A 20,973-nucleotide genomic window follows, 5' to 3' on the forward strand; every position below is an offset into this window, starting at 1 on the left:
AGGCGTAATCTCTCCGCTGTGACGTCGGGATACAGCGTTAAGGACAACCGTGAATTGGCGAGCGATCTCTCGCTCGCCGTAGTGCGATTGACTCGCCATCTCAGGGGGCGCCGAGTCGATTCGCAGGTGTCGTTGACTCAGCTGTCGGCTCTTGCGACTTTGAGCCGAGAAGGGGACATGACGCCAGGGGCACTCGCCTTGCGCGAGAAGGTTCAGCCGCCCTCGATGACGCGCGTCATCGCGTCGTTGGCCGAGCTCGGATTGGTCGTGCGCACTCCGCACCCCACCGACGGCCGTCAGGTGATCGTCTCGTTGTCGTCTGCGGGCAAGGAGCTGATCGCAGACGAGGCCAGCGCGCGTGAAGCGTGGATGACGGCTCAGTTGGAGGGGTTGGACGGTGCACAGTTGGCCGTCCTGCGAGATGCCGTCGACATCATCGGTGCTCTGGTGAGCGACTCGGAGTAGATCGTTACCCAGGGTTAGTATGTAAAGAGTGCCTACTGCTCCGTCGATGTTCGCTGCGCTGCGAACACGCAACTACCGTTTGTGGGCCTCCGGGCAGATCGTGTCCCTCGTCGGGACGTGGATGCAGCGGGTTGCACAGGACTGGCTCGTACTGACCCTGTCCGGGGGAAACGGCTTCGCCGTCGGCATCGTCATGGCCCTGCAGTTCGGGCCGACGTTGCTGTTGTCGGTATGGGGTGGCGTGCTCGCCGACCGCTACGACAAACGCAAGCTCCTGATGATCACGCAGGCCTTCGCTGCCGTCTGCGGACTTGTCCTCGGTGTGCTCGACGTCGGCAACATCGTCGAACTCTGGCATGTCTACGTCATCGCGTTCGTGCTCGGCTGCTCGTCGGCGATCGATGCGCCTGTCCGCCAATCGTTCACCATCGAGATGGTCGGCAAGGAAACGCTGTCCAACGCGATCGCGCTCAATTCGATGACGTTCAATTCGGCGCGCATCATCGGCCCGGCGGTCTCGGGCGTCCTCATCACGTTGATCGGCACCGGGTGGGTGTTCCTGATCAACGCGGTGTCCTTCGCCGGAGTGTTCGGTGCACTGTTGGCGATGCGTGCCAAGGACCTGTACCGCGTCGAACCTGCACCGCGCGCGAAAGGTCAGGTGCGTGCAGGCTTCGCTTACGTATGGGGCAGGCCCGACCTCCGGGTGCTGTTGGCGACGGTCTTCATGGTGTCGACGTTCGGGCTGAACTTCCCGCTGAGCCTCGCTGTGCTGGCACGTAATTCGTTCGGAAGTGGCGCCGACGCGTACGGCTTGCTGTCGACGACGTTGGCGGTCGGAACCCTCGCGGGCGCGACCCTCGCAGCACGACGGACCAGTTCGCCGCGACTTCGGCTGTTCATCGGTGCCGTGATCGCCTTCGGTGCGTTCGAGCTTCTCGTCGGCTTGATGCCGAACTACGTCCTCGTCGCGATTCTGCTCGTCCCGACGGGTGCGCTGACACTGACGTTCACGACGTCGGCGATGAACATCCTGCAGATGTCGGTGCCGTCGGACATGCGTGGACGCGTCATGGGTATCTACATGCTCTGCTTCCTCGGCGGAACGCCGCTCGGCAGCCCTGTTCTCGGTTGGCTCGCAGACGTTCTCGACCCGCGGGCGCCACTGGTGTTCGGCGGCATCGTCTCGCTCGCGACCGGCGTCGTGGCGGGGGTCTATCTGATGAGGCGGGGAAAGCTGCGCGTGACACTGGTCCGGGGCACCGACCGCCTGCGGCTACCGGTCATGGAGGTCCGACGCAGCCGCGTGTGCGACGCGTCCGAGCAGGCCGTCGAGGTGGGAACGGCCCGTTCCGAGGAGCCGCGCCGATCTCAGATCCAGCCGTAGCGTCGGGCAACGGCACAGGCTTCGTGACGGTTGGCCGCACCCAGTTTCGCGGCCGCCGCGGACAGATAGTTCCGCGTCGTGCCCTGGGTCAGGTGCGCTCGCTGCGCGATCTCGGCGATCGACGCACCGTCCGCGGCGTATTCGAGAACGTCTGCCTCCCTGGGCGTCAGCGGCGAATCACCCGCGCCGATGGCCTCGGCAGCCAGTGTCGGGTCCACGTAGCGACCGCCGCCGTGCACGGTCCGCACGACCTCGGCGAGCGTCGACGCGGACGTGGTCTTCGGAAGGAAGCCGCGCACCCCGGCCGCCAGCGCCTTCTTCAGATAGCCGGGACGGCCGTGGCTGGTGACGATGATGGCAGCGCACGACGGGAGAGCCGCGGCGATCTGCCCTGCCGCCTCGATCCCGTCGATACCGCCCATCTGCAGATCGAGCACCGCGACGTCGGGCGCGTGCGTCTTCGCGGCGTCGACGGCCTCTTCGCCGGATTCGGCCTGCGCGACGATCTCGATGTCGTCCTCGAGTGCGATCATGGTCGCCAGCGCGGTGCGGATGAGATTCTCGTCGTCGGCGAGCAGTACACGGATCATGATTCCACCGTAGACGGGAACGTCGCCGACAGCGTGAATTCGTCTGCCGTGCAGGCGACGTCGACGGTACCGCCGACCCCTGCCAGCCGTTCCTTCAAGCTGGTGATTCCCGTGCCGTCCTTCGATCCGTTGCTGTGCGGTCGGTCGTTGGTCATCGATACGCTGTTCTTGCCGAAGCTTATTCGGCAACACGTGGCGTCGGAATGGCGCAGGACGTTGGTCGCGCCCTCGCGGACGAGAAACGCCGCGGCCTCGGTGTAGGCCGGGTCGATGACGTCGGCGGAGCCGACCGTCTCCGTGTCGATGCCTGCAGCGCCGAGCAGTGAACGCGCGCCGTCGATCTCGGCGACGAGATCGACTTGTCGGTAGCCGCGTGCCAGTTGCCGCGCCTCGGTCATGGATCGGTGGGCAAGGTCCCTGACCTCGTCCATCTGGGCGGCGGCTCGGTCGTCGCCCCGCCGCGACAGCGTCGCCGCGAGCTCGCTCTTGACGGCGATCGCCGACAGGGCCCGGCCGACGACGTCGTGCAGATCGCGCGAGAACCGCAGTCGTTCCTCGGCGACCGACAGTGCCGACGCTGCATGACGCGACGCGTCGAGCTCGTTGACGATGCGCAGCAGCCAGATCGACAGATGCACGCTTCCTGCCATCGCGGCGACGATGAACAACGCGACGATGCCGGCGAGGATCCCCGAGAACGTGACGGCGGCGATGGCCCCGACGACCACCGCCAGCACCATCGAGATCCTGAGGGTCGTCATCGCGGTGATCGGAATGGACACGATCAGCAGGACCCAGAGCCACAGCTGAGGTTCCTGGCCGGCGATTCCTGCCGCGATTCCGGTGGCGAAAGCGATCGCCAGCGGCAGGCGCGCGTCGCCGTGATCGGTCCCGCCCAACTTCGGTAGCCGTCGTATCGTGACGATCGTCGCGATACAACTCGCGACGATCGCGACGGCAGCGAGCCATTCGCTGTTCGAGATCGTTTCGGTCACCGATGCGATGGCGAGCGCGACGATGATGGTGATGAACGACTGGCGGGTGTAGAGCCGGACCTTGTCGACCTCGGTCGTGTCCTGCCACGTCGTCCGTGGGTCGAGGTAACGGCGCAGTTCCATGTCGCCTACCCTTCCAGATTCACGCACGCGGTTCCCAGCGGAAGTGCGTCTTGGCGATGACGATCGATCCGACGATCCATGCGGCGACGACCACCAGCGGCATCACGGCAGGGGAGAACGTCTCGACGACGGTGAGCGGTGCCGATTCCGGATCGGTCGTGCCGAGCCAGCCGAGGTTCACGAGATCCAGCACGGCAGCCATCGGTGTCAGATCGAGGACTCTGTCGAGAGATTCGGGCACGATGCCGCGCAGGAACCCGGTACCTGCCATCGCGATGAGGATGACCGGCAGGCTCGTGATCTGGGCAGCCTCGGCATTGCGCGTGAACGACGACGTGATCAGCGCCAGCGCCGCGAACATCGCTGCGCCGCCGCCGAGTCCGGCGACGAACAGGACAGGGTTGACCGGGAGTCCGCCGCCGAGCGCGGCGATGATCACCGTCAGAACGATCGTCAGGATGGCAGTCAGTGCGAACGACGGTACGGCCGGGCCGAGAAGAATCTGGTTGTCGGTGGCCTCGCCGGTGCGAAGTCGCTTGAGTACCAATTCGTCTCGCCGTGTCGCATACGCGGACAGCAAGTTGTAGTACACGAGGAACACGAGCAGGAACAGGGCGAAGACTTCCAGGGCTCCCGAGACGACGGTGTCGGGGAGTCCGTCGTCGCGGCCGATCACCAGAATGACGATCGGAAAGAGCAGCGGCATGATCAACGCGTTGAACAGCAACACTCGGTTACGGATCAGCAGTGTGAACTCGCTGCGGGACAGTGTGGTCAAAGTGCTCATGCCGAAATCTCCTGTCGCTGGTCGAATTCGTCTGCAATGGACAGGAACACGGTCTCGAGCGACGCAGCACGGGCGTCGAGGCCGTGGATGCGCACGCCCGATCGCTGCGCCCACAGCATCAGTTCGGTCAAGGTGTCCTGCAGTTCCCCGGTCCTGATGACGAGCTTGCCGTCCTCCACATCGACGGTGGCCGAAAGTAATTCGGGTAGAGGGACATTTGGTAGATCGAGACGAATGCTGGCGGGATGGTCGGCCACCACTTCCTCGACCGTGCCCGCGCGTACGACGCGTCCCTTGTGCATGATCGCGAGCCGGTCGGCCAGGCCCTCGGCCTCGTCGAGGTAGTGCGTGGTCAGCATGATCGTGACACCGGAGCGCTTGAGATCCTCGATCAAAGACCACGTGTTCCGGCGACTTTCGGGGTCGAGACCCGTCGTCGGCTCGTCGAGGAACAACACGCGAGGTTGTCCGATGATCGCGCATGCGAGGTCGAGGCGTCGCTGCTCGCCGCCGGACAGGAACTTCACGCGCGTGCTCGCGCGGTCCGTCAGATCGACACGTTCCAGAACCTCGGCGACGGGGAGTGGATCGCTGCACGTTCCGGCCCACATCGTCAGACTCTCGAAAGCGGTGAGGTCCGAAGGCAGACCGCCCTTCTGCAGCATGATGCCGAGATTCGGCCGAACGTCCCGACGGTCGCGGACAGGGTCGAGACCCATGATCGACACCGTGCCCTCGCTCGGTCGGGAAAGCCCTTGGATCACTTCGAGAGTGGACGTCTTGCCTGCGCCGTTGGTGCCGAGGAGGCCGAACAGTTCGCCTTCCTCGACCACCAGGTCGAGCGCGCTGACGGCTTCGAACGCCGTCTTTCCGCTGCCGTAGCGTCGCGTCATGTTCGACACTTCGATCATGCTCATGACCGGCTCCAACCACGCAGGCCGAGCGCGAAACGAATGCCGAGGAACACGAATGCCACTGCGGCAGCGACGAACACCAGCACACTCGGTCCGACGATCGCGAAGACGATTCCGATCAGGGCGAGCGAGATCAGAATGACGACCACTTCGCGGGCCATCGTCGGGGCCGGACCGAACTCCATCAAGTCCGTGAACAGGTTTCCTTCATCCGGTTGCTTCATGCATAGAAGCATCGCCGGTTCGAGGACGGCCGGGTAGTGCACGGCATCATCGGTCGGATTGACACCGTCACGGGTCGGAGATGACAAATGTCAGGGCGCGAGCGGGGTCTGCAGCAGTGGTCAGAAGGCCCAGCCCATCACCGGCGAGCGGTCTGTCGAGAACGCGAGGTCGACGGTGTGCAGCGCATCCGCGTCACGGCTCGACAGTCGTTCGGCCGCCGCGAATCGCGTTGCCCGATGCTGCCCGAAGTACAGCGAGCTGAGCACGTCGATCTTCAGTGTGACGTCGGGTGCGGCCTCGGTGCGCGTCACCGTGGCCCGGCCCGCGGTGATCGTGACGTCGAACGTCCCGCCTGCGTCGAGGAACGGGTCGTCCACCTCGAGCACGAACTGCGCGTCGACGCCGTACGTGCGTGCTTCCAGAGCGGCCTTCACGTCCATGATCCGGCACCACAATGCGTCGTGATGTCCGGTGATCTTGGGCAGCCGGTTGCTCGTCAGCAGGAACGGAAGGGCCTCGTCGGGGGCTTGGTTGACCTCGATGGTGTCGACGAGGTCCACGCCTGCGAGTACCTGCCACAGCTCGGCATAGGCGTCGTCCGTCACGGCGATGAACTCCTGCACGACGATCTTGCTCTCGGTCTCGCTGCGACGGTACGCGGCATAGCCGTCGGGATGCACGATGAAGAACAGCTCGGTGAGGCCCTGCCTGCGGTTCTCGCGGTCGGCGAAGAAACGCTCCCAGCGGATCGGCGGTTTCGGCTGTGCACCCGCAGTACGGCGCTGCCAGCGCGAATAGATCTCCGGCAGAAGCGTCGACGCCTCCGTCGATTCGACGAGCCGCACGCCGGTGACCGGCCGTACGCCTGCGTGGAACTGCGCGAACCGCCGATCGACGACGACGCGATGCTCCTCGGTGGCCGGGCCGTAACCGAAGCGTCCGTAGATCGTGGCTTCGCTCGCGGTCAGCAGCGACAGCGGCGCGCCCGCGTCCTGCAGCTTCCGGTGCTGCTTCGTGAACATACGACGCAGAATCCCGCGTCGGCGATGCGTCGGGGCCACCGACACCCACGAGACACCCGACGCCTCGACCTGTGCGCCACCGGGGACCGTCACCGACATCGGGAAGTGCATCGCGACGCCGACGGGAGTGTCGCCGTGCCACGCCATGACGACGTGCTGCGAACTCGTCAGGATCTGCGTCTCGGCGAGATCCTCGGAGTTCTGGTGTTCGCCGAATGCGTGCGCGTCGAGGAGGGCTACGGCACTCCAGTCGTCGTCGGTCGCTGTTCTGATCGTGATCGTGTCATCGGTACTCATCACAGTCGAGCTTTTCACACCCTGCCAAGATGGACACGTGGTACACGTAATCGACATCGACGACTCCGCCGATCCGCGTCTCGACGACTTCCGCGATCTCAACTCCTCCGACCGCCGACCGGACCTGCCCGACGGCAAAGGGCTCGTCATCGCCGAAGGCGTTCTGGTGGCCGAACGACTGCTGTCGTCGAGGTTCGCCCCGATCAGTCTTCTCGGCGTGGACCGTCGGTTGACCGAGATGGGCTCGCGTCTCGACGACGTGGACGTTCCGTTCTATCGCGCGACGGCAGAAGTGATGGCCGAAGCCGTCGGCTTCCACTTGAACAGGGGAGTGCTCGCCGCCGCTCACCGACCGCCCGAACTCGACCTGGCCGATGTGCTGAAGGATGCGCGCACGGTCGTCGTACTCGAGGGCGTCAACGATCACGAGAACCTCGGGTCGATGTTCCGCAACGCAGCAGGGCTCGGCGCCGACGCGGTGCTGTTCGGTGCGGCGTGCGCGGATCCGCTGTATCGACGAGCTGTGCGTGTGTCGATGGGCCATGTTCTGCGGGTGCCCTTCGCGCGTGTTCCGGATTGGCCTCGTGGGTTGAAGATTCTGCGGGACAACGGATTTCAGACCATCTCGCTGACGCCCAACCCGTCGGCGATCCCGTTGGCCGAGGCGATGACGGGCGAGAAGGTGGCATTGTTGCTCGGCGCCGAGGGTCCAGGGCTGACCGAACATGCCATGCGCGCCACGGACGTTCGGGCTCGAATCCCGATGGCGCCGGGTACCGATTCGCTCAACGTCGCCACCGCTGCTGCGATGGCGTTCTACGAGCGGGTGCGGCTGCAGTGACCGGTGGCGGTGTCCTCTACACCGGTATTCCGGTAGCAGCGGTCGCGGCGGTGCTGGTCGGGACGGCCCTCACCGCCTTCGGCCTCGAGCTCGCTGCCGTCAACGTGTTCCTGGCGATCGGCATCAACCTCGTCGTGGTCGGTGGTGCGGCGCCGACCGTTCTGCGGTGGCGTCACACGCCTACCGTCCGATGGCTCGTCTACGGCGCGAGCGTCGGCGCCGTTCTCAGCTTCGTGGCGCTGGGGGTTTCCGTCGCCACCAGCGCTTGAAGGAACGTTCCGGCGGGGTGGGCGCGGGAGGCGCCGCGGTGGGTTCGTCGCCCGGCGTGTACAGCGAAAAGCCCGACACCGGTAGTGAATTGGGATCGAACTCGTCGCCTCTGGGAGCGCCGGTGTAGCGGAAGCCGAGCCAATGAGCGTTGGCCGCTTCGGCGAACTCCTGCGGATGGAACGGTAGCGACTGCGGATCCGGCAGCACTCCCGGTGGGTAGATCAGCGGGTGCTCCCCGGCCCAGAACGGCCGCTCCCACACCAGCGGCAGGCCGATGTCCTCGTATATGTAGATCGGTGTCGCGCTGAACGAGCGTCGCAGAGATCCGCGCTCCCAGTACGCGAATGCACCCCAGGCAGTCTCGGGGTCGGTCGCGATCAGATACGTGCGTTCCGACGCCAACGGACGGGACCAGTACTCGGACAGCGATGCAGGTGAGGCGTCGGCGATGCGGGTGCTACAGACGACGGTTATGCCCGGGTAGCTACCGACCGCGACCTCGTCGACATCCACTGCGGCGCATTTGGAGATCGGCGCCTGCTGCGTCGGCACGGCAACCTTGTCCGAGAACAGACTACCGACGAGCGCCGTCGCCGCGTCCGGATCCGACGAACTGCTCTGGCGCAGAACAGAAATCGGATCAGGCGCGTCCACGTACCAGATGGTCGATGCTTTGGCCCCCACTGCCTGCACCCTCCCCGATGTCAGCTGTGGCCGCTGGAACGGACACCTAGCAACACATCTTCCCACGACGGCATCGAGGGTTTGCCCTTCTTGTCCTTCTTGGGTGCGGACGCGTCGTAGCGCGGTTCCGGGGTCTTGGGCTGCGGCTCGGGTTCGACGGCCGCTTCGATCTCGCTGTCCGCCGTGGTTCCGTAGTACTCGTCGAACGACTGCTGGGGATCTTCCTCGGGAGCAGGCTCCAGTGCACGCACCGGAGCGAGACCACGAAGCTGACGGCCGAAGTCGGGATCGATGAGCTCGGATGCCGCGTCGTCGAGCGCGGTGATGGTGCCGCCGTGGCCGTCCGGCATGAAATGCCAGTGCGCCTTGTTGGTGGTGCGTCCGGCCTGCCACTTCAGCTGGGCGACCCACTTGTTGTCGTCATCGCGCCATGCGTCCCACGCGGCCTCGTCGAGACTGTGCCCGCGAGCGCGGAATGCCTGGGTGACGACCTCGGACAAGGTCTGAACCGCGGGTCCGTCGGCGCGCATCGGGTGACCTGCCTGGGCCATCGATGCGGCCTGGGAGCGCTCGAGCAGGACGGGGTGGGCGAAGATCTCGACGCGGCTCAGTGCCATACCGGAATCGCTTGCGACCTGTTCGACGGTGGCTCCGGCGCGAATTCGAGCCTGGATCTCCTTGGGCCTGAGCAAACTGTCCATTTCGATCTCAATCTGTCCTAAACGAGCGATGTCACCGCGGGAGGCAGCGCGGAGCTTGTCGTCGGCCGGAAGCCGGAATTTGTCGCCGGTTTTGGGATCTGCACAGATCACGTACTGCCCATCGGGTTCGAGACCGACCACGTGTAGATCTCGCACCTTGACCTCCTCATCGCGCCGACTCGCGATATCGTCCGCACTCGACAGTAATCCACTCGTGATCTTCGCCGGGTCTCCGACACGCTCTTCCGCTGTCACAGACTAGTCATCGAGTGCTGCCGTTGCACAGGTTCGACCGCAGCCGAACGAGCCTGCGAGGGATGCCACCGGCCACGCGAACGCACATGCGTCTGCGTGGGGTGGGAGAGAGTCGCGACGCGGGATCGATTGTCGATCAACCGCTTTGCGTCGCGACGAAGGTACAGCCAGCCGAGGCCGAATCCGATCGACAGTGCCGCGGTATGGCCGAATGCCGTGAACGACGGGTCGAACGCCGCAGCGGCTGCGACGAGCGCGATCCATCCCGACGCCCATGCGAGACGCCACGGACGGCGTAGGTAGCGAATCATCGACCCGGCCACGGCGGCTGCCGCGTAGCTGACGCCGACGTCGACGGCCACTGCCAGCGAGTCGGCCAGCCAGTCCGCGTGAATGCCGACGAACAGGCCGAGCGCGACGAGTGCTGTTGCGCCGACGTGGCCTGCGACGAACGTCGACAGGAAACGCGTCGACCCCGACACCCACTCGGCCACAGCGAACAGGACCGCGATCGAGCCGAGCCACAGCCAGTTCGGTTCACCGTCGGTCAGGAACGCGCTCGCGACGAGAGTGCCGACATGGCCGTCGCCCAGGTTGCGGAGGTTGGTGCTCGCCTCGAGCAGGACGTGCCACTGCGCTCGGGGGTGGAGATGTGAGAGGAACGCAGTCGCCGACAGAGCGAGTGCGAAGTAGGCGATGGTGACCTTCAGTCGCAGAAGGGGTGCCAGAACACGCACGGGCGCTCCCTTCGAGATAGTTGCGGATACCAACTACTTTAGCTCTCGAAGGAAGCGCCCATGCTGTGAGCCGGCTGCTAGTTCAGTGTGGACACCACGTAGTCGATGCTCTTCGTCAGTGCGGTGACGTCGTCCGGCTCGATGGCCGGGAACATGCCGACGCGGAGCTGGTTGCGTCCGAGCTTGCGGTACGGCTCGGTGTCGACGACGCCGTTGGCACGCAGGATCTTGGCGACCTGAGCTGCGTCGATCTTCTCGTCGAAGTCGATCGTGCCGACGACCTGGCTGCGGTGCGCCGGATCCTGGACGAATGGCGTCGCGAACTCGCTCTGCTCGGCCCAGGTGTAGAGGCGCGACGACGAATCGGCCGTGCGCTTGGTGGCCCAGTCCAGGCCGCCGTTTCCGTTGAGCCACTCGATCTGGTCTGCGAACAGCAGCAGCGTCGCGAGCGCAGGCGTGTTGTACGTCTGGTCCTTGCTGCTGTTGTCGATGGCGATCGGCAGTGAGAGAAAGTCCGGAACCCAGCGGCCCGACGACTGGATCTCGCTGACGCGCTCGAGCGCAGCCGGGCTCATCAGAGCGATCCACAGGCCACCGTCGGCGGCGAAGCACTTCTGCGGGGCGAAGTAGTAGACGTCCGAATCGGCGACGTTCACCGGCAGACCACCTGCACCGCTCGTCGCGTCGATGGCGACGAGGGCGTTCTCGGAACCGGCAGGACGGCTGACCGGAATGGCGACACCCGTCGACGTCTCGTTGTGTGCCCACCCGATGAGGTCGACGGACGGATCCGACGTCGGCTCAGGGGCGCTGCCCGGCTCTGCCTTGACGACGATGGGATCGCCGATGAACGGGTTGTTCTTGGCGACCGATGCGAACTTGGAGCTGAACTCACCGTTGGTCAGGTGCAGCGACTTCTCGCGGATCAGGCCGAACGCGGCCGCGTCCCAGAACGCTGTCGTACCGCCGTTGCCGAGGACGACCTCGTAACCGTCGGGCAGGCTGAACAGGTCCCGAAGGCCACTGCGCACGCGAGCGACGACGTCCTTGACGGGCTTCTGGCGGTGACTCGTGCCGAACACGGATGCACCGACGTCGACCAGGGACTGCAGCTGCTCGGGGCGAACCTTGGACGGTCCGCAGCCGAAACGTCCGTCGGCGGGCAGAAGGTCAGCGGGAATGATCGGCAAATCGGCCATGTGAGCAGCGCATCCTAAGCGTCGGGGAGAAAACGGGCGTTGGTGAATATGGCACGTACAGGCTAGTCGATGCGGCTTCGCCACCCGTGCGTGCGTAGTTACAACGGAGACCAACTATCCGCGCACGGGCAGCGCAGCTGCACTAGACGATCTGCCCCCACCCGTCGACGGATTCGGGCTTGCGGGGCGCCGGGCCGGTGTAGATGGCTGCCGGGCGGACGAGCTTGCCGAGCCGCTTCTGCTCGAGGATGTGCGCGCACCAGCCGGCCGTGCGGCCGCAGGTGAACATCGCGGGCATCATGTGCGCGGGTACCTCGGCGAAGTCGAGGATGACCGCGGCCCAGAATTCGACGTTGGTCTCGATGGCGCGGTCGGGGCGACGCTCACGCAGCTCGGCCAACGCGGCTTGCTCCAGCGCGGCGGCGACCTCGTAGCGAGGGGCGTTCAGGCGTTTGGCCGTCGCGCGCAGCACGCGGGCGCGGGGGTCTTCGGCGCGGTAGACGCGGTGCCCGAAGCCCATGAGCTTCTCTTTGCGGTCGAGGATGCCCTTGACCAGTGCGCGGGCGTCGTCCGTCTTTTCGACTTCTTCGATCATCGGCAGCACGCGGGCCGGGGCGCCGCCGTGCAGTGGGCCGGACATCGCACCGATCGCGCCGGAGAGCGAGGCGGCGACGTCGGCGCCGGTGGAGGCGATGACGCGGGCGGTGAACGTCGACGCGTTCAGGCCGTGCTCGGCAGCGGAGACCCAGTAGGCGTCGATGGCCTCGGTATGCGCGGGGTCGGGGTCGCCCTTCCACCGGGTCATGAACCGTGCGGTGACGGTCTCGCACTGGTCGATCTTCTTCTGCGGCACGGCGGGCTGGTAGATGCCGCGGGCGGATTGGGCGACGTAGGACAGTGCCATGACCGACGCGCGGGCGAGCTGGTCGCGGGCGGTGGCGTCGTCGATGTCGAGCAGCGGCTGGTATCCCCAGATGGGGGCGAGCATCGCCAGGCCTGCCTGGACGTCGACGCGGACGTCGCCGGTGTGGATCGGGAGCGGAAACGGTTCGGCCGGCGGCAGGCCTGGGCCGAAGCGGCCGTCGACGAGCAGTGCCCAGACGTTGCCGAACGTGACCCGCTTGGCGACGAGGTCTTCGATGTCGACGCCGCGGTAACGCAGTGCGCCGCCGTCCTTGTCCGGCTCGGCGATGTCGGTGGTGAACGCGACCACACCTTCGAGGCCGCTGACGAAATCTTCGGGTACCTGTTGAACAGCCATGACCTTAGGACTCTCCTTGTAGCCGTGCGACTCGCGCGGGGGCTTGCCTGGTCAGAACTGTATCGGGTCGTACCCGGGAGTAACGTTCGGGTACGTGCCGAATGACAGACGACCCCTCGCGGACATGCGTGTGGACTACCGCGAAGACACCGACCTCGACGTCGAAGCCGTGCGAAACGGCTGGCATCCGGTGGCGCAGCAGTGGCTGTCCGACGCGATTGCCGCTGATATTCCGGAGCCCAACGCGATGGTTCTGGCGACGGTCGACGACGCGGGCCATCCGTCCACGCGCACGGTTCTGTGCAAGGACCTCGACGCGGACGGCGTTGTCTTCTACACCAATTACGACTCCGACAAGGCCCGTCACCTGGGAAGCACCCCATATGCATCGGTGACGTTTCCGTGGATCGGGATCGAGCGTCAACTGACGATCCGGGGAACGGTGCAGAAGGTGTCGGCCGAGATCACAGCAGAATATTTCGCGACGCGTCCGCGTGGCTCGCAGTTGGGTGCGTGGGCGTCGGATCAATCGAAGACCATCGGCTCGCGCGCCGAACTCGAACAGGCGCTCGTCGAGGTGACCGCACGGTTCGACGGCACAGACGTTCCGGTACCGCCGAATTGGGGTGGGTTCCGAATCGCCCCGGTTACCGTCGAGTTCTGGCAGGGCCGAACGAATCGGCTGCACAACAGGATTCGCCTGACGGTCGCGTCGGCAGTGGTGGAGCGCCTCCAGCCGTGACCGAAGCGCTGAAGAAGAACAAGTTACGAGGCGTACTCGCCGACACGACACCACTGAAGAACAAGGCGTACCGCAGACTCTGGGTCGCCAACATCGTCACCGTCATCGGTGCTCAGCTCAGTATCGTCGCTGTGCCGCAACAGATCTTCGAGATCACACGCAGTTCGGCGTATGTCGGCCTGACGGGTGTGTTCGGACTGGTGCCGCTTATCGTGTTCGGGTTGTGGGGCGGTGCGCTCGCCGACGTCATGGATCGTCGTACGCTGCTGAGCATCACGACAGTCGGTCTGATCACGACGTCGACGCTGCTGTGGCTGCAGGCGTTCGCCGACCTGAACAACGTGTGGGTCGTGTTGTGTCTCTTGGCCGTTCAACAGGCGTTCTTCGCCGTGAATCAGCCGACGCGCAGTGCCATCATCCCGCGGTTGCTGCCGGGGTCCCAGTTGCCTGCCGCGAATTCGCTCAACATGACGGTCATGAACTTCGGCGCTATCGCCGGTCCTCTGATCGCGGGCACGATGATTCCGCTCGCGGGGCTGCAGACGCTGTATCTCGTCGACTCGATCGCCCTGTTCGCGACATTGTGGGCCGTCGTTCGGTTGCCGAAGATTCCTCCGGCCGAAGCGGGCAGGAAAGCCGGATTGCGTTCGGTCATCGAAGGATTCACCTATCTGGCGACGCAGAAGGTGCTGCTGGCATCGTTCGTCGTCGACATCATCGCGATGATCTTCGGCATGCCTCGCGCGTTGTTCCCGCAGATCGCGCATGACACGTTCGGTGATCCGGCGTCGGGCGGGCTCGTTCTCGGGTTGTTGTTCGCGGCGCTGTCGGCCGGAGCCGTTCTCGGCGGTGTGTTCTCGGGATGGTTGCCGCGTGTCCGGCGTCAGGGACTTGCGGTCATCGTGTGCATCGTCGTGTGGGGACTGGCGATGGTCGGATTCGGTGTGAGTGTCGGAATGGCAACGGGCGGAGCGGTATCGATCGCGCTGTGGTTCGCGGTGGCGTTCCTCGCTCTCGGCGGTGGCGCCGACATGATCTCTGCGGCATTCAGAAGCACGATGCTCCAACAGGTTGCGACCGACGACATGCGTGGCCGTCTGCAGGGAGTGTTCATCGTCGTGGTGGCGGGAGGCCCGCGAATCGGTGACGTGCTGCACGGCGCGAGCGCGGCCATGGTCGGTACTGCTGCTGCGGCCGCAGGTGGCGGGGTTCTCGTCGTCGTCGGAGTCGTGATCGCTGCGGTCGCACTTCCCGCATTCGTTCGATATCGCGTCTCGAGGGTGGACAATGGGCAGCATGACTGACGCACAGAATTACTTGCTGACGAGCGGTAACTATCGCGCCGAAGTCGCCGGGGTCGGTGCGGGACTGCGCGCGCTCGAATACGACGGTTCGCCGCTCACCGAAACATGGGAACTCGGGAAGAAGCCGCCGTTGTCGGCGGGTCTCGTGCTCGCGCCGTGGCCCAACCGCGTCGCCGACGGGAAGTTCACGTTCGGCGGTGTCGATCACGAACTCGAGATCACCGAGCCGGAACGCAACAGTGCGAGTCACGGATTCGTTCGACGCGAGGAATGGACTCTCGTCGAGCATTCCGACGCGAAGGTGCAGCAGTCGATCGACATCGGACTGCACAAGGGATGGCCGTACAAGGTCTCGCTCACCGTGACGCATGAACTGACCGACGACGGTCTCGTCGTGACCGCGTCGGCGACCAACGACGGCGACACCGACGCGCCGTTCGGGATCGGTTTCCATTCGTTCGTACGCGTCGGCGACGTTCCGCTCGACGAGTGCACCCTCGAACTGTCCGCGGGCACACGGCTGCAACTCGATCCGAAGCGCAACCTCCCCACGGGACCGTCGGTACCGACAGCCGACACGGAGTACGACTTCACCAACGCGAAATCCTTGAAGGGCGTCTGGCTCGACACACCCTTCAGTGCCGAAGTGCCCGACGAGGACGGCAAGGCGCGCCACGTTCTCACCGGCCCCGACGGAAACGCAACGGTGTTGTGGACCGACCGAGAATTCGATTGGATTCAGGTGTTCACGGCCGATCCGGCCAAGAAGCAGGCGTATCCGGATCGTGGACGCGCGTTGGCCATCGAACCGATGACATGCCCGCCCGACGCGTTCAACTCGGGCATCGATCTGCTGGTACTGGCACCGGGCAAGTCCTGGACCGGTTCGTGGGGAATGGAGTATCGCGCCGCATGACGATCCTCGTGTGTGGAGAAGCACTGGTCGATCTCGTGCCGGTGCACGAAGGTCCGTTGCTGTCGCCGAAACTCGGTGGCGGACCGTTCAACGTCGCGGTCGCGATCGGCAGGCTGGGCTCGAAGGTCGCGTTCCTCTCTCGGGTGTCGTCGGATCCGTTCGGCGAGCAGATCCTCGGGAGTCTCCACGATGCAGGCGTAGACACCTCGTGGGTTCAGCGCGGAGACGAGCCGACGACGCTCGCGATGACCACCCTCGCGTCGGACGGCAGCGCGCAGTACTCGTTCTACGCCGACGGCACCGCGGACCGACTCGTCCAGGATCCGGGTGATCTTCCGGACGACGTCCACACACTGTCGTTCGGCACGCTGTCACTGCTGTACGAACCCGGTGCATCGGTGTACGCGAACCTGTTGAAGCGTGCACACGCCGCGGGCAAGCTGACCATGTTGGATCCCAACATCCGTCCCGCGGCGATCGACAGCACGAGCGGCGACATCACTGCCGACGGCTTTCGGACTCGATTCAGATCGTGGCTTCCCGACGTCGACATCCTGAAAGTCTCCGAGGACGATTCGTATTGGCTCGGACTCGGCGAAGAGGGAACGACGGTCGACGACTGGCTCGCCGCGGGTGTGTCGGCCGTGGTGATGACGCGCGGTGGCGACGGTCTGTCGGTGTTCCGTGCGTCGGAAGAAATCTCGGTTCCAGGAGTATCCGTGGACGTCGTCGATACCATCGGCGCTGGTGACACCGTGCACGGAGCTTTACTGCAATTTTTGAACGAGGAGACCATTGTCACATCGAGCGCCGTTCGTGACATGAGTAAGGAAGATTGGGAGCGAGCACTGAGCTTCGCTGCTCGGGCTGCAGCCATCACGGTTTCACGCCCGGGTGCGGACCCTCCGTGGGCGTCCGAGGCGCCGAGAGACTAGTTTCTCTATCGACTACAGAAGTGTCCGTTTTAAGTACGTGTCCGTTACACGAGTTCGAGAGGGACCATTCGTGCCCGCTGAGAATGACGCCAAAGCCACCCTCACCTATCCAGGTGGCGAACACAGCATGTCCATTGCCAAGGCGACCGAAGGCAATGATGGCATCGAACTGGGAAAGCTGCTGGCTGCGACCGGTTACACGACTCTCGACGGTGGTTTCGTCAACACCGCTTCGACCAAGTCGGCTATCACGTACATCGATGGCGACCAGGGAATCCTGCGCTACCGTGGCTACCCGATCGAACAACTGGCCGGCAAGTCCAGCTTCATCGAGGTCAGCTACCTGCTGATCTACGGCGAGCTCCCCACCGAGGACCAGCTCGACAAGTTCACCGACAAGATCCGTCGGCACACGCTGCTGCACGAGGACCTCAAGCGGTTCTTCGACGGCTTCCCACGCAACGCGCACCCGATGCCGGTGCTCTCCAGCGCGGTCAATGCACTGTCTGCGTACTACCAGGACTCGCTGGATCCCAACGATCCGGAGCAGGTCGAGCTGTCGACCATTCGCCTGCTGGCGAAGCTCCCGACGATCGCGGCGTACGCCTACAAGAAGTCCGTCGGTCAGCCGTTCCTGTACCCGGACAACTCGAAGAGCCTCGTCGAGAACTTCCTGCGTATGACGTTCGGCTTCCCGGCCGAGCCGTACGAGGTCGATCCCGAGATCGTGCGCGCCCTGGACATGCTGCTCATCCTGCATGCCGATCACGAGCAGAACTGCTCGACGTCGACGGTTCGCCTCGTCGGTTCGTCGGACGCCAACCTGTTCACGTCCATCTCGGGCGGCATCAACGCTCTGTGGGGCCCGCTGCACGGCGGTGCCAATCAGGCAGTGCTCGAGATGCTCGACAAGATCAAGGCCGAGGGCGGCGACGCCACCGACTTCCTGCGTCGGGTCAAGAACAAGGAAGACGGCGTGAAGCTCATGGGCTTCGGGCACCGCGTCTACAAGAACTTCGACCCGCGCGCGACGCTGGTCAAGGAGACCGCGCACAACATCCTCGACAAGCTGGGCAACGGTGACGAGCTCCTCGACATCGCACTCAAGCTGGAGGAGACCGCGCTCACCGACGATTACTTCATCGAGCGCAAGCTGTACCCGAACGTCGACTTCTACACCGGTCTGATCTACCGCGCGATGGGCTTCCCGCCGCGCATGTTCACGGTGTTGTTCGCTATGGGCCGTCTCCCGGGCTGGATCGCGCACTGGCGCGAGATGCACGAGGATCCGTCCACGAAGATCGGCCGTCCGCGTCAGATCTACACCGGCTACACCGAGCGCGATTACAAGGACTTGTCCGCGCGCTAGCAGAGCCACAGAAGCCGCCCACTCCCGCTAGGGGGTGGGCGGCTTCTTCGTTCCTACGCCGGGAGAGTCAGAACTGGCGACGGTTCGCCAGCACCGGCAACTTCTCACGGATGCCGTCGAGGACGACGGTGTCGATGTCGACGGTCAGCAGGCCAGGTGTGGCGTCGAGCTCGCCGAGGATCTCGCCGAGCGGAGAACTGACAACTGAATGTCCGACGCCCAGAGGCGCGGTTCCTTCCGCGTTCTCGGGCTCGGGCTGATCGCAGGCGGCGACGAAGGCCGTCGAGTCGAGTGCTCGAGCACGAGCGAGCAGCGACCACTGCTCGACCTTGCCCGGCCCGGCTCCCCACGATGCCGCGACGACGATCAGGTCGGCCCCGAGGTCACCCAGCTTCTGGAACAGAGCCGGGAAGCGGATGTCGTAGCAGGTGGCGAAGCCGACCTTGATGCCGTCGATGTCGACGACGAGGGGATCCTGGCCCGGCGCGACGGTGTCGGACTCGGCGAATCCGAACGCGTCGAACAGGTGGATCTTGTCGTAGCTGGCGTCGATGCCGCGGCCGGTGACGAGCAACGTGTTCCCGACGCGGCCCTCGTCGGCCGGGGTGAACATGCCTGCGACGATCGTGATGTCGAGTCGTCGTGCGATCTCGCGGACCTCGTCGGCCCACGGTCCGTCGACGGGTTCTGCGACGCCACGCAGCGGCACGCCGAAGCGTCGCATCATGGCTTCGGGGAACACGACGAGCGAGGAGCCCGCGTCCTTCGCGGCCTGCGCGTGGGTGTCGATGATCTTCAGGTTCTCGGCCGGTTCGGTGCCGCTGTTGACCTGGGCAAGACTGATTCGGACGGTGGTGCTCATAGAAGAACTCCTGGTTTCATCTGGCGCCGACAGGTATACATATCGTATGCAATCGCTGTCGGGTAGGGACAAGGCTTACGTCTTCGTGCGCGATCAGGTGCTCACTTCGCCCGCCGCGACCGGCACCTTCCTCAACGAACAGGATCTCGCGACGCGAATCGGCGTGTCTCGCACCCCTGTTCGCGAAGCGCTGCTGATGTTGCAGGCGGAGGGTCTGGTCGAGATGGTACCGAAACGTGGTGCTCACGTCCCCGCCATGTCGGGCCGTCAGATCGACGAGTTGATGGACCTGCGCGGGGTGCTGGAGCGTCATGCGGCGACGACGTCGCTGAACGCAGGCAAGGCGCCCGCGTCGGCGATGCGTTCGGTGCTCGCCGAGCAGGAGGTCCTCGCCGACATCCGAACTGCCGATGCTGCAAAGGATTTCATCGACCTGGACGGCAAGTTCCATCAGATTCTGATCGACGCGGCAGGAAGTGATCTGTTGTCGAGAACGTACGCGGGGCTCCGCGCTCGACAGCTGCGGGTCGGTCTGACTGCACTGTTCTCCGCCGCCGACCGGCAGCAGAACGTCTGCACCGAACACGAGGCGATCGTCGCCGCTCTGGAGAGCGGCGACGAACGCGACGTGCATCGGGCTATCGACGATCATCTCGAGGTCACGCTGCAGATCCTGCTGCGGGCGTAGCGTTCGAGATCACCTCGTACTCTTCTTCTTCGGCGCGATCGGGGTTGCGTCCCAATGCAAGTCCGATGAGCGTCAGGATTCCGACGATCGTGACGTAGCCGACGATGAGCACCCAGCTGTCGGTCTTGTCGAGAAGGAACACGAAGATCAGCGGTGCCATCGCACCACCGACGACGCCGGCAAGGGTGTAGGCGAGCGAGCTGCCCGTCGAGCGCAACCGGACCGTGAACTGCTCGGTGACGAAGGCTGCCTGCGGTCCGTACATGAACGAGTGGAACGCAAGTCCGACGACGACGCCCAGAATCAGCAGCGGCAGCGAGCCTCCGCCGATGATGAGGAAGAAGATCGCGCTCCACGCGACGCCGCCGACTGCGGCGACAGCGTAGACGAGACGACGGTTGATGCGGTCCGAGATCGCACCGGCCAGCGGAATCAATCCGAGCTGGAACGCAGAGCCGACCAGAATCGCGATGAGGACTTCACTGCGTTCGAAGCCCAGCTTCTGCGTGCCGTACGTGATCGAGAAGACCGTGAACAGTGCGTAGATGACGTCGGGCGCGATGCGGGAGAGGATCGCGGCGATCAGTGGGCGACGCTGCGTCGAGAAGACTTCGCTGATCGGTGCCTCGGATCGGTCGCCGCTTTCCTGGAGAGCCTTGAAGACCGGGGTGTCTTCGAGCTTCAGTCGAATCCAGAGTCCGAAGCCGACGAGAACGGCCGAGAAGAGGAACGCAACACGCCAACCCCAGGACTCGAACTGCTCTTCGGTCAACGCGAGCGTCAGTCCTGCGAGTGCACCGTTCGCGAGCAGGTTGCCTGCAGGCGGTCCGATCTGAGCGGCCGAGGACCAGAATCCGCGCTGACGCGGATTGCCGTATTCGCTCGAGAGTAGGACGGCGCCGCCCCACTCACCGCCGACGGCGACACCCTGCGCGAAGCGCATCGTCACCAACAGAATCGGCGCGACGATGCCGATCGTGTCGTAACCGGGGATGAGGCCGATCGCGAAGGTGGTGACACCGATCAGCAACAAGGTGATGACGAGCAGCTGTTTACGCCCGATCACGTCGCCGAGTCGTCCGAAGACGAAACCGCCGACAGGACGAGCGATGTACCCGACCGCGTAAGTCGAGAACGCCAGCAGGGTTCCGGTCAGGGGATCGCTGTCCGGGAAGAAGATGAGAGGGAAGACCAGTGCGGCGGCAGCCGAGTAGACGGCGAAGTCGTACCACTCCAATGCCGTCCCGGTCAGGCTCGCGGCGAATGCCTTCGCCAGGCCTTTCTTGTCGACTGTCTGCGCAGTCATGGCAACTCCTTCGATGTGCTTGGAATCACGTGGATCCGTTGATCGCTCTCCATACTTGCTGTATACAAGACGTATGCGCAAGCTTTTCGGCGTATCGG

At 64.7% G+C, this 20,973-nt stretch carries 23 protein-coding genes; 10 read left to right on the forward strand and 13 right to left on the reverse strand.

The window, feature by feature from the left end; translation table 11 throughout:
• The first annotated feature begins 18 nt into the window (after positions 1–18).
• Positions 19–465, forward strand: a complete 447-nt coding sequence (locus CHB96_RS04205; protein WP_089243368.1) for an Rv0880 family HTH-type transcriptional regulator — start codon at positions 19–21, stop codon at positions 463–465.
• A gap of 46 nt (positions 466–511) precedes the next feature.
• Positions 512–1,852: an MFS transporter gene (locus CHB96_RS04210; protein ID WP_176444156.1), complete on the forward strand. Its 1,341-nt coding sequence runs from the start codon at positions 512–514 to the stop codon at positions 1,850–1,852.
• On the opposite strand, the gene CHB96_RS04215 is transcribed toward CHB96_RS04210, so the two are convergent.
• From CHB96_RS04215 to CHB96_RS04240, 6 genes are all read right to left on the reverse strand, one after another.
• The gene (locus tag CHB96_RS04215) at positions 1,837–2,442 is read right to left on the reverse strand and encodes a response regulator transcription factor (protein WP_089243372.1); all 606 of its coding nucleotides are present in this window, start codon (positions 2,440–2,442) and stop codon (positions 1,837–1,839) included. The genes CHB96_RS04210 and CHB96_RS04215 overlap by 16 nt on opposite strands.
• Positions 2,439–3,560 (reverse strand): sensor histidine kinase, encoded by a 1,122-nt coding sequence (locus CHB96_RS04220; protein ID WP_089243374.1) that lies wholly within the window; start codon positions 3,558–3,560, stop codon positions 2,439–2,441. Before CHB96_RS04220 ends, CHB96_RS04215 begins: the two co-directional genes overlap by 4 nt.
• Before the next feature lie 19 nt (positions 3,561–3,579).
• Positions 3,580–4,347 carry an ABC transporter permease gene (locus tag CHB96_RS04225; RefSeq protein ID WP_089243376.1) on the reverse strand — a complete coding sequence of 256 codons (768 nt, stop codon included), beginning with the start codon at positions 4,345–4,347 and terminating at the stop codon, positions 3,580–3,582.
• Complete coding sequence (locus CHB96_RS04230) at positions 4,344–5,264, reverse strand: ABC transporter ATP-binding protein (RefSeq protein ID WP_089243378.1); 921 nt, start codon at positions 5,262–5,264, stop codon at positions 4,344–4,346. The genes CHB96_RS04225 and CHB96_RS04230 overlap by 4 nt, the downstream gene beginning before the upstream one ends.
• Entirely contained in the window at positions 5,261–5,485 is a 225-nt protein-coding gene (locus tag CHB96_RS04235) for a hypothetical protein (protein WP_089243875.1), read from the reverse strand. The genes CHB96_RS04230 and CHB96_RS04235 overlap by 4 nt, the downstream gene beginning before the upstream one ends.
• A gap of 120 nt (positions 5,486–5,605) precedes the next feature.
• Entirely contained in the window at positions 5,606–6,805 is a 1,200-nt protein-coding gene (locus tag CHB96_RS04240) for a GNAT family N-acetyltransferase (protein WP_089243380.1), read from the reverse strand.
• A gap of 37 nt (positions 6,806–6,842) precedes the next feature.
• Between CHB96_RS04240 and CHB96_RS04245 the strand changes: the two genes are divergently transcribed.
• Positions 6,843–7,646, forward strand: a complete 804-nt coding sequence (locus CHB96_RS04245; protein WP_089243382.1) for a TrmH family RNA methyltransferase — start codon at positions 6,843–6,845, stop codon at positions 7,644–7,646.
• Positions 7,643–7,915, forward strand: a complete 273-nt coding sequence (locus CHB96_RS04250) for a DUF2537 domain-containing protein (protein WP_089243384.1) — start codon at positions 7,643–7,645, stop codon at positions 7,913–7,915. The genes CHB96_RS04245 and CHB96_RS04250 overlap by 4 nt, the downstream gene beginning before the upstream one ends.
• On the opposite strand, the gene CHB96_RS04255 is transcribed toward CHB96_RS04250, so the two are convergent.
• The 5 genes from CHB96_RS04255 to CHB96_RS04275 all read right to left on the reverse strand — a co-directional run bounded on the left by CHB96_RS04255 (position 7,872) and on the right by CHB96_RS04275 (position 12,753).
• Positions 7,872–8,600: a DUF6928 family protein gene (locus CHB96_RS04255; protein ID WP_089243386.1), complete on the reverse strand. Its 729-nt coding sequence runs from the start codon at positions 8,598–8,600 to the stop codon at positions 7,872–7,874. The genes CHB96_RS04250 and CHB96_RS04255 overlap by 44 nt on opposite strands.
• A 20-nt stretch (positions 8,601–8,620) precedes the next feature.
• Positions 8,621–9,457 (reverse strand): septation protein SepH, encoded by an 837-nt coding sequence (gene sepH, locus CHB96_RS04260; RefSeq protein WP_089243877.1) that lies wholly within the window; start codon positions 9,455–9,457, stop codon positions 8,621–8,623.
• Positions 9,458–9,552: 95 nt separating this feature from the next.
• Entirely contained in the window at positions 9,553–10,293 is a 741-nt protein-coding gene (locus CHB96_RS04265; protein ID WP_245865221.1) for a rhomboid-like protein, read from the reverse strand.
• A gap of 77 nt (positions 10,294–10,370) precedes the next feature.
• Complete coding sequence (gene serC, locus CHB96_RS04270; RefSeq protein WP_089243388.1) at positions 10,371–11,492, reverse strand: phosphoserine transaminase; 1,122 nt, start codon at positions 11,490–11,492, stop codon at positions 10,371–10,373.
• Positions 11,493–11,634: 142 nt separating this feature from the next.
• Positions 11,635–12,753, reverse strand: coding sequence for a citrate synthase 2 (locus CHB96_RS04275; protein ID WP_089243390.1), 1,119 nt, complete (start codon positions 12,751–12,753; stop codon positions 11,635–11,637).
• Between the two features lie 124 nt (positions 12,754–12,877).
• On the opposite strand from CHB96_RS04275, the gene pdxH reads away from it, so the two are divergent.
• From pdxH to CHB96_RS04300, 5 genes are all read left to right on the forward strand, one after another.
• Positions 12,878–13,495, forward strand: coding sequence for a pyridoxamine 5'-phosphate oxidase (gene pdxH / locus CHB96_RS04280; protein ID WP_089243392.1), 618 nt, complete (start codon positions 12,878–12,880; stop codon positions 13,493–13,495).
• Complete coding sequence (locus CHB96_RS04285; protein ID WP_089243394.1) at positions 13,492–14,799, forward strand: MFS transporter; 1,308 nt, start codon at positions 13,492–13,494, stop codon at positions 14,797–14,799. The genes pdxH and CHB96_RS04285 overlap by 4 nt, the downstream gene beginning before the upstream one ends.
• Complete coding sequence (locus tag CHB96_RS04290) at positions 14,783–15,715, forward strand: aldose 1-epimerase family protein (protein WP_089243396.1); 933 nt, start codon at positions 14,783–14,785, stop codon at positions 15,713–15,715. The genes CHB96_RS04285 and CHB96_RS04290 overlap by 17 nt, the downstream gene beginning before the upstream one ends.
• A complete protein-coding gene (locus tag CHB96_RS04295) occupies positions 15,712–16,650 on the forward strand; it encodes a carbohydrate kinase family protein (protein WP_089243398.1) in 939 nt (312 codons plus the stop codon). Before CHB96_RS04290 ends, CHB96_RS04295 begins: the two co-directional genes overlap by 4 nt.
• A 70-nt stretch (positions 16,651–16,720) precedes the next feature.
• On the forward strand, positions 16,721–18,019 hold the full coding sequence (locus tag CHB96_RS04300) for a citrate synthase (protein ID WP_089243400.1): 1,299 nt from the start codon (positions 16,721–16,723) through the stop codon (positions 18,017–18,019).
• A 67-nt stretch (positions 18,020–18,086) separates the two neighbouring features.
• Here CHB96_RS04300 and CHB96_RS04305 read toward each other — a convergent pair whose 3' ends face one another.
• A complete protein-coding gene (locus tag CHB96_RS04305) occupies positions 18,087–18,881 on the reverse strand; it encodes a carbon-nitrogen hydrolase family protein (RefSeq protein WP_089243402.1) in 795 nt (264 codons plus the stop codon).
• A gap of 46 nt (positions 18,882–18,927) precedes the next feature.
• Between CHB96_RS04305 and CHB96_RS04310 the strand changes: the two genes are divergently transcribed.
• Entirely contained in the window at positions 18,928–19,569 is a 642-nt protein-coding gene (locus CHB96_RS04310; protein ID WP_089243404.1) for a GntR family transcriptional regulator, read from the forward strand.
• Here CHB96_RS04310 and CHB96_RS04315 read toward each other — a convergent pair.
• A complete protein-coding gene (locus tag CHB96_RS04315; protein WP_089243406.1) occupies positions 19,541–20,875 on the reverse strand; it encodes an MFS transporter in 1,335 nt (444 codons plus the stop codon). The genes CHB96_RS04310 and CHB96_RS04315 overlap by 29 nt on opposite strands.
• Positions 20,876–20,973 lie beyond the last annotated feature (98 nt).

The organism is Rhodococcoides kyotonense, from assembly GCF_900188125.1.
In the GTDB taxonomy this organism is placed as follows: domain Bacteria; phylum Actinomycetota; class Actinomycetes; order Mycobacteriales; family Mycobacteriaceae; genus Rhodococcoides; species Rhodococcoides kyotonense.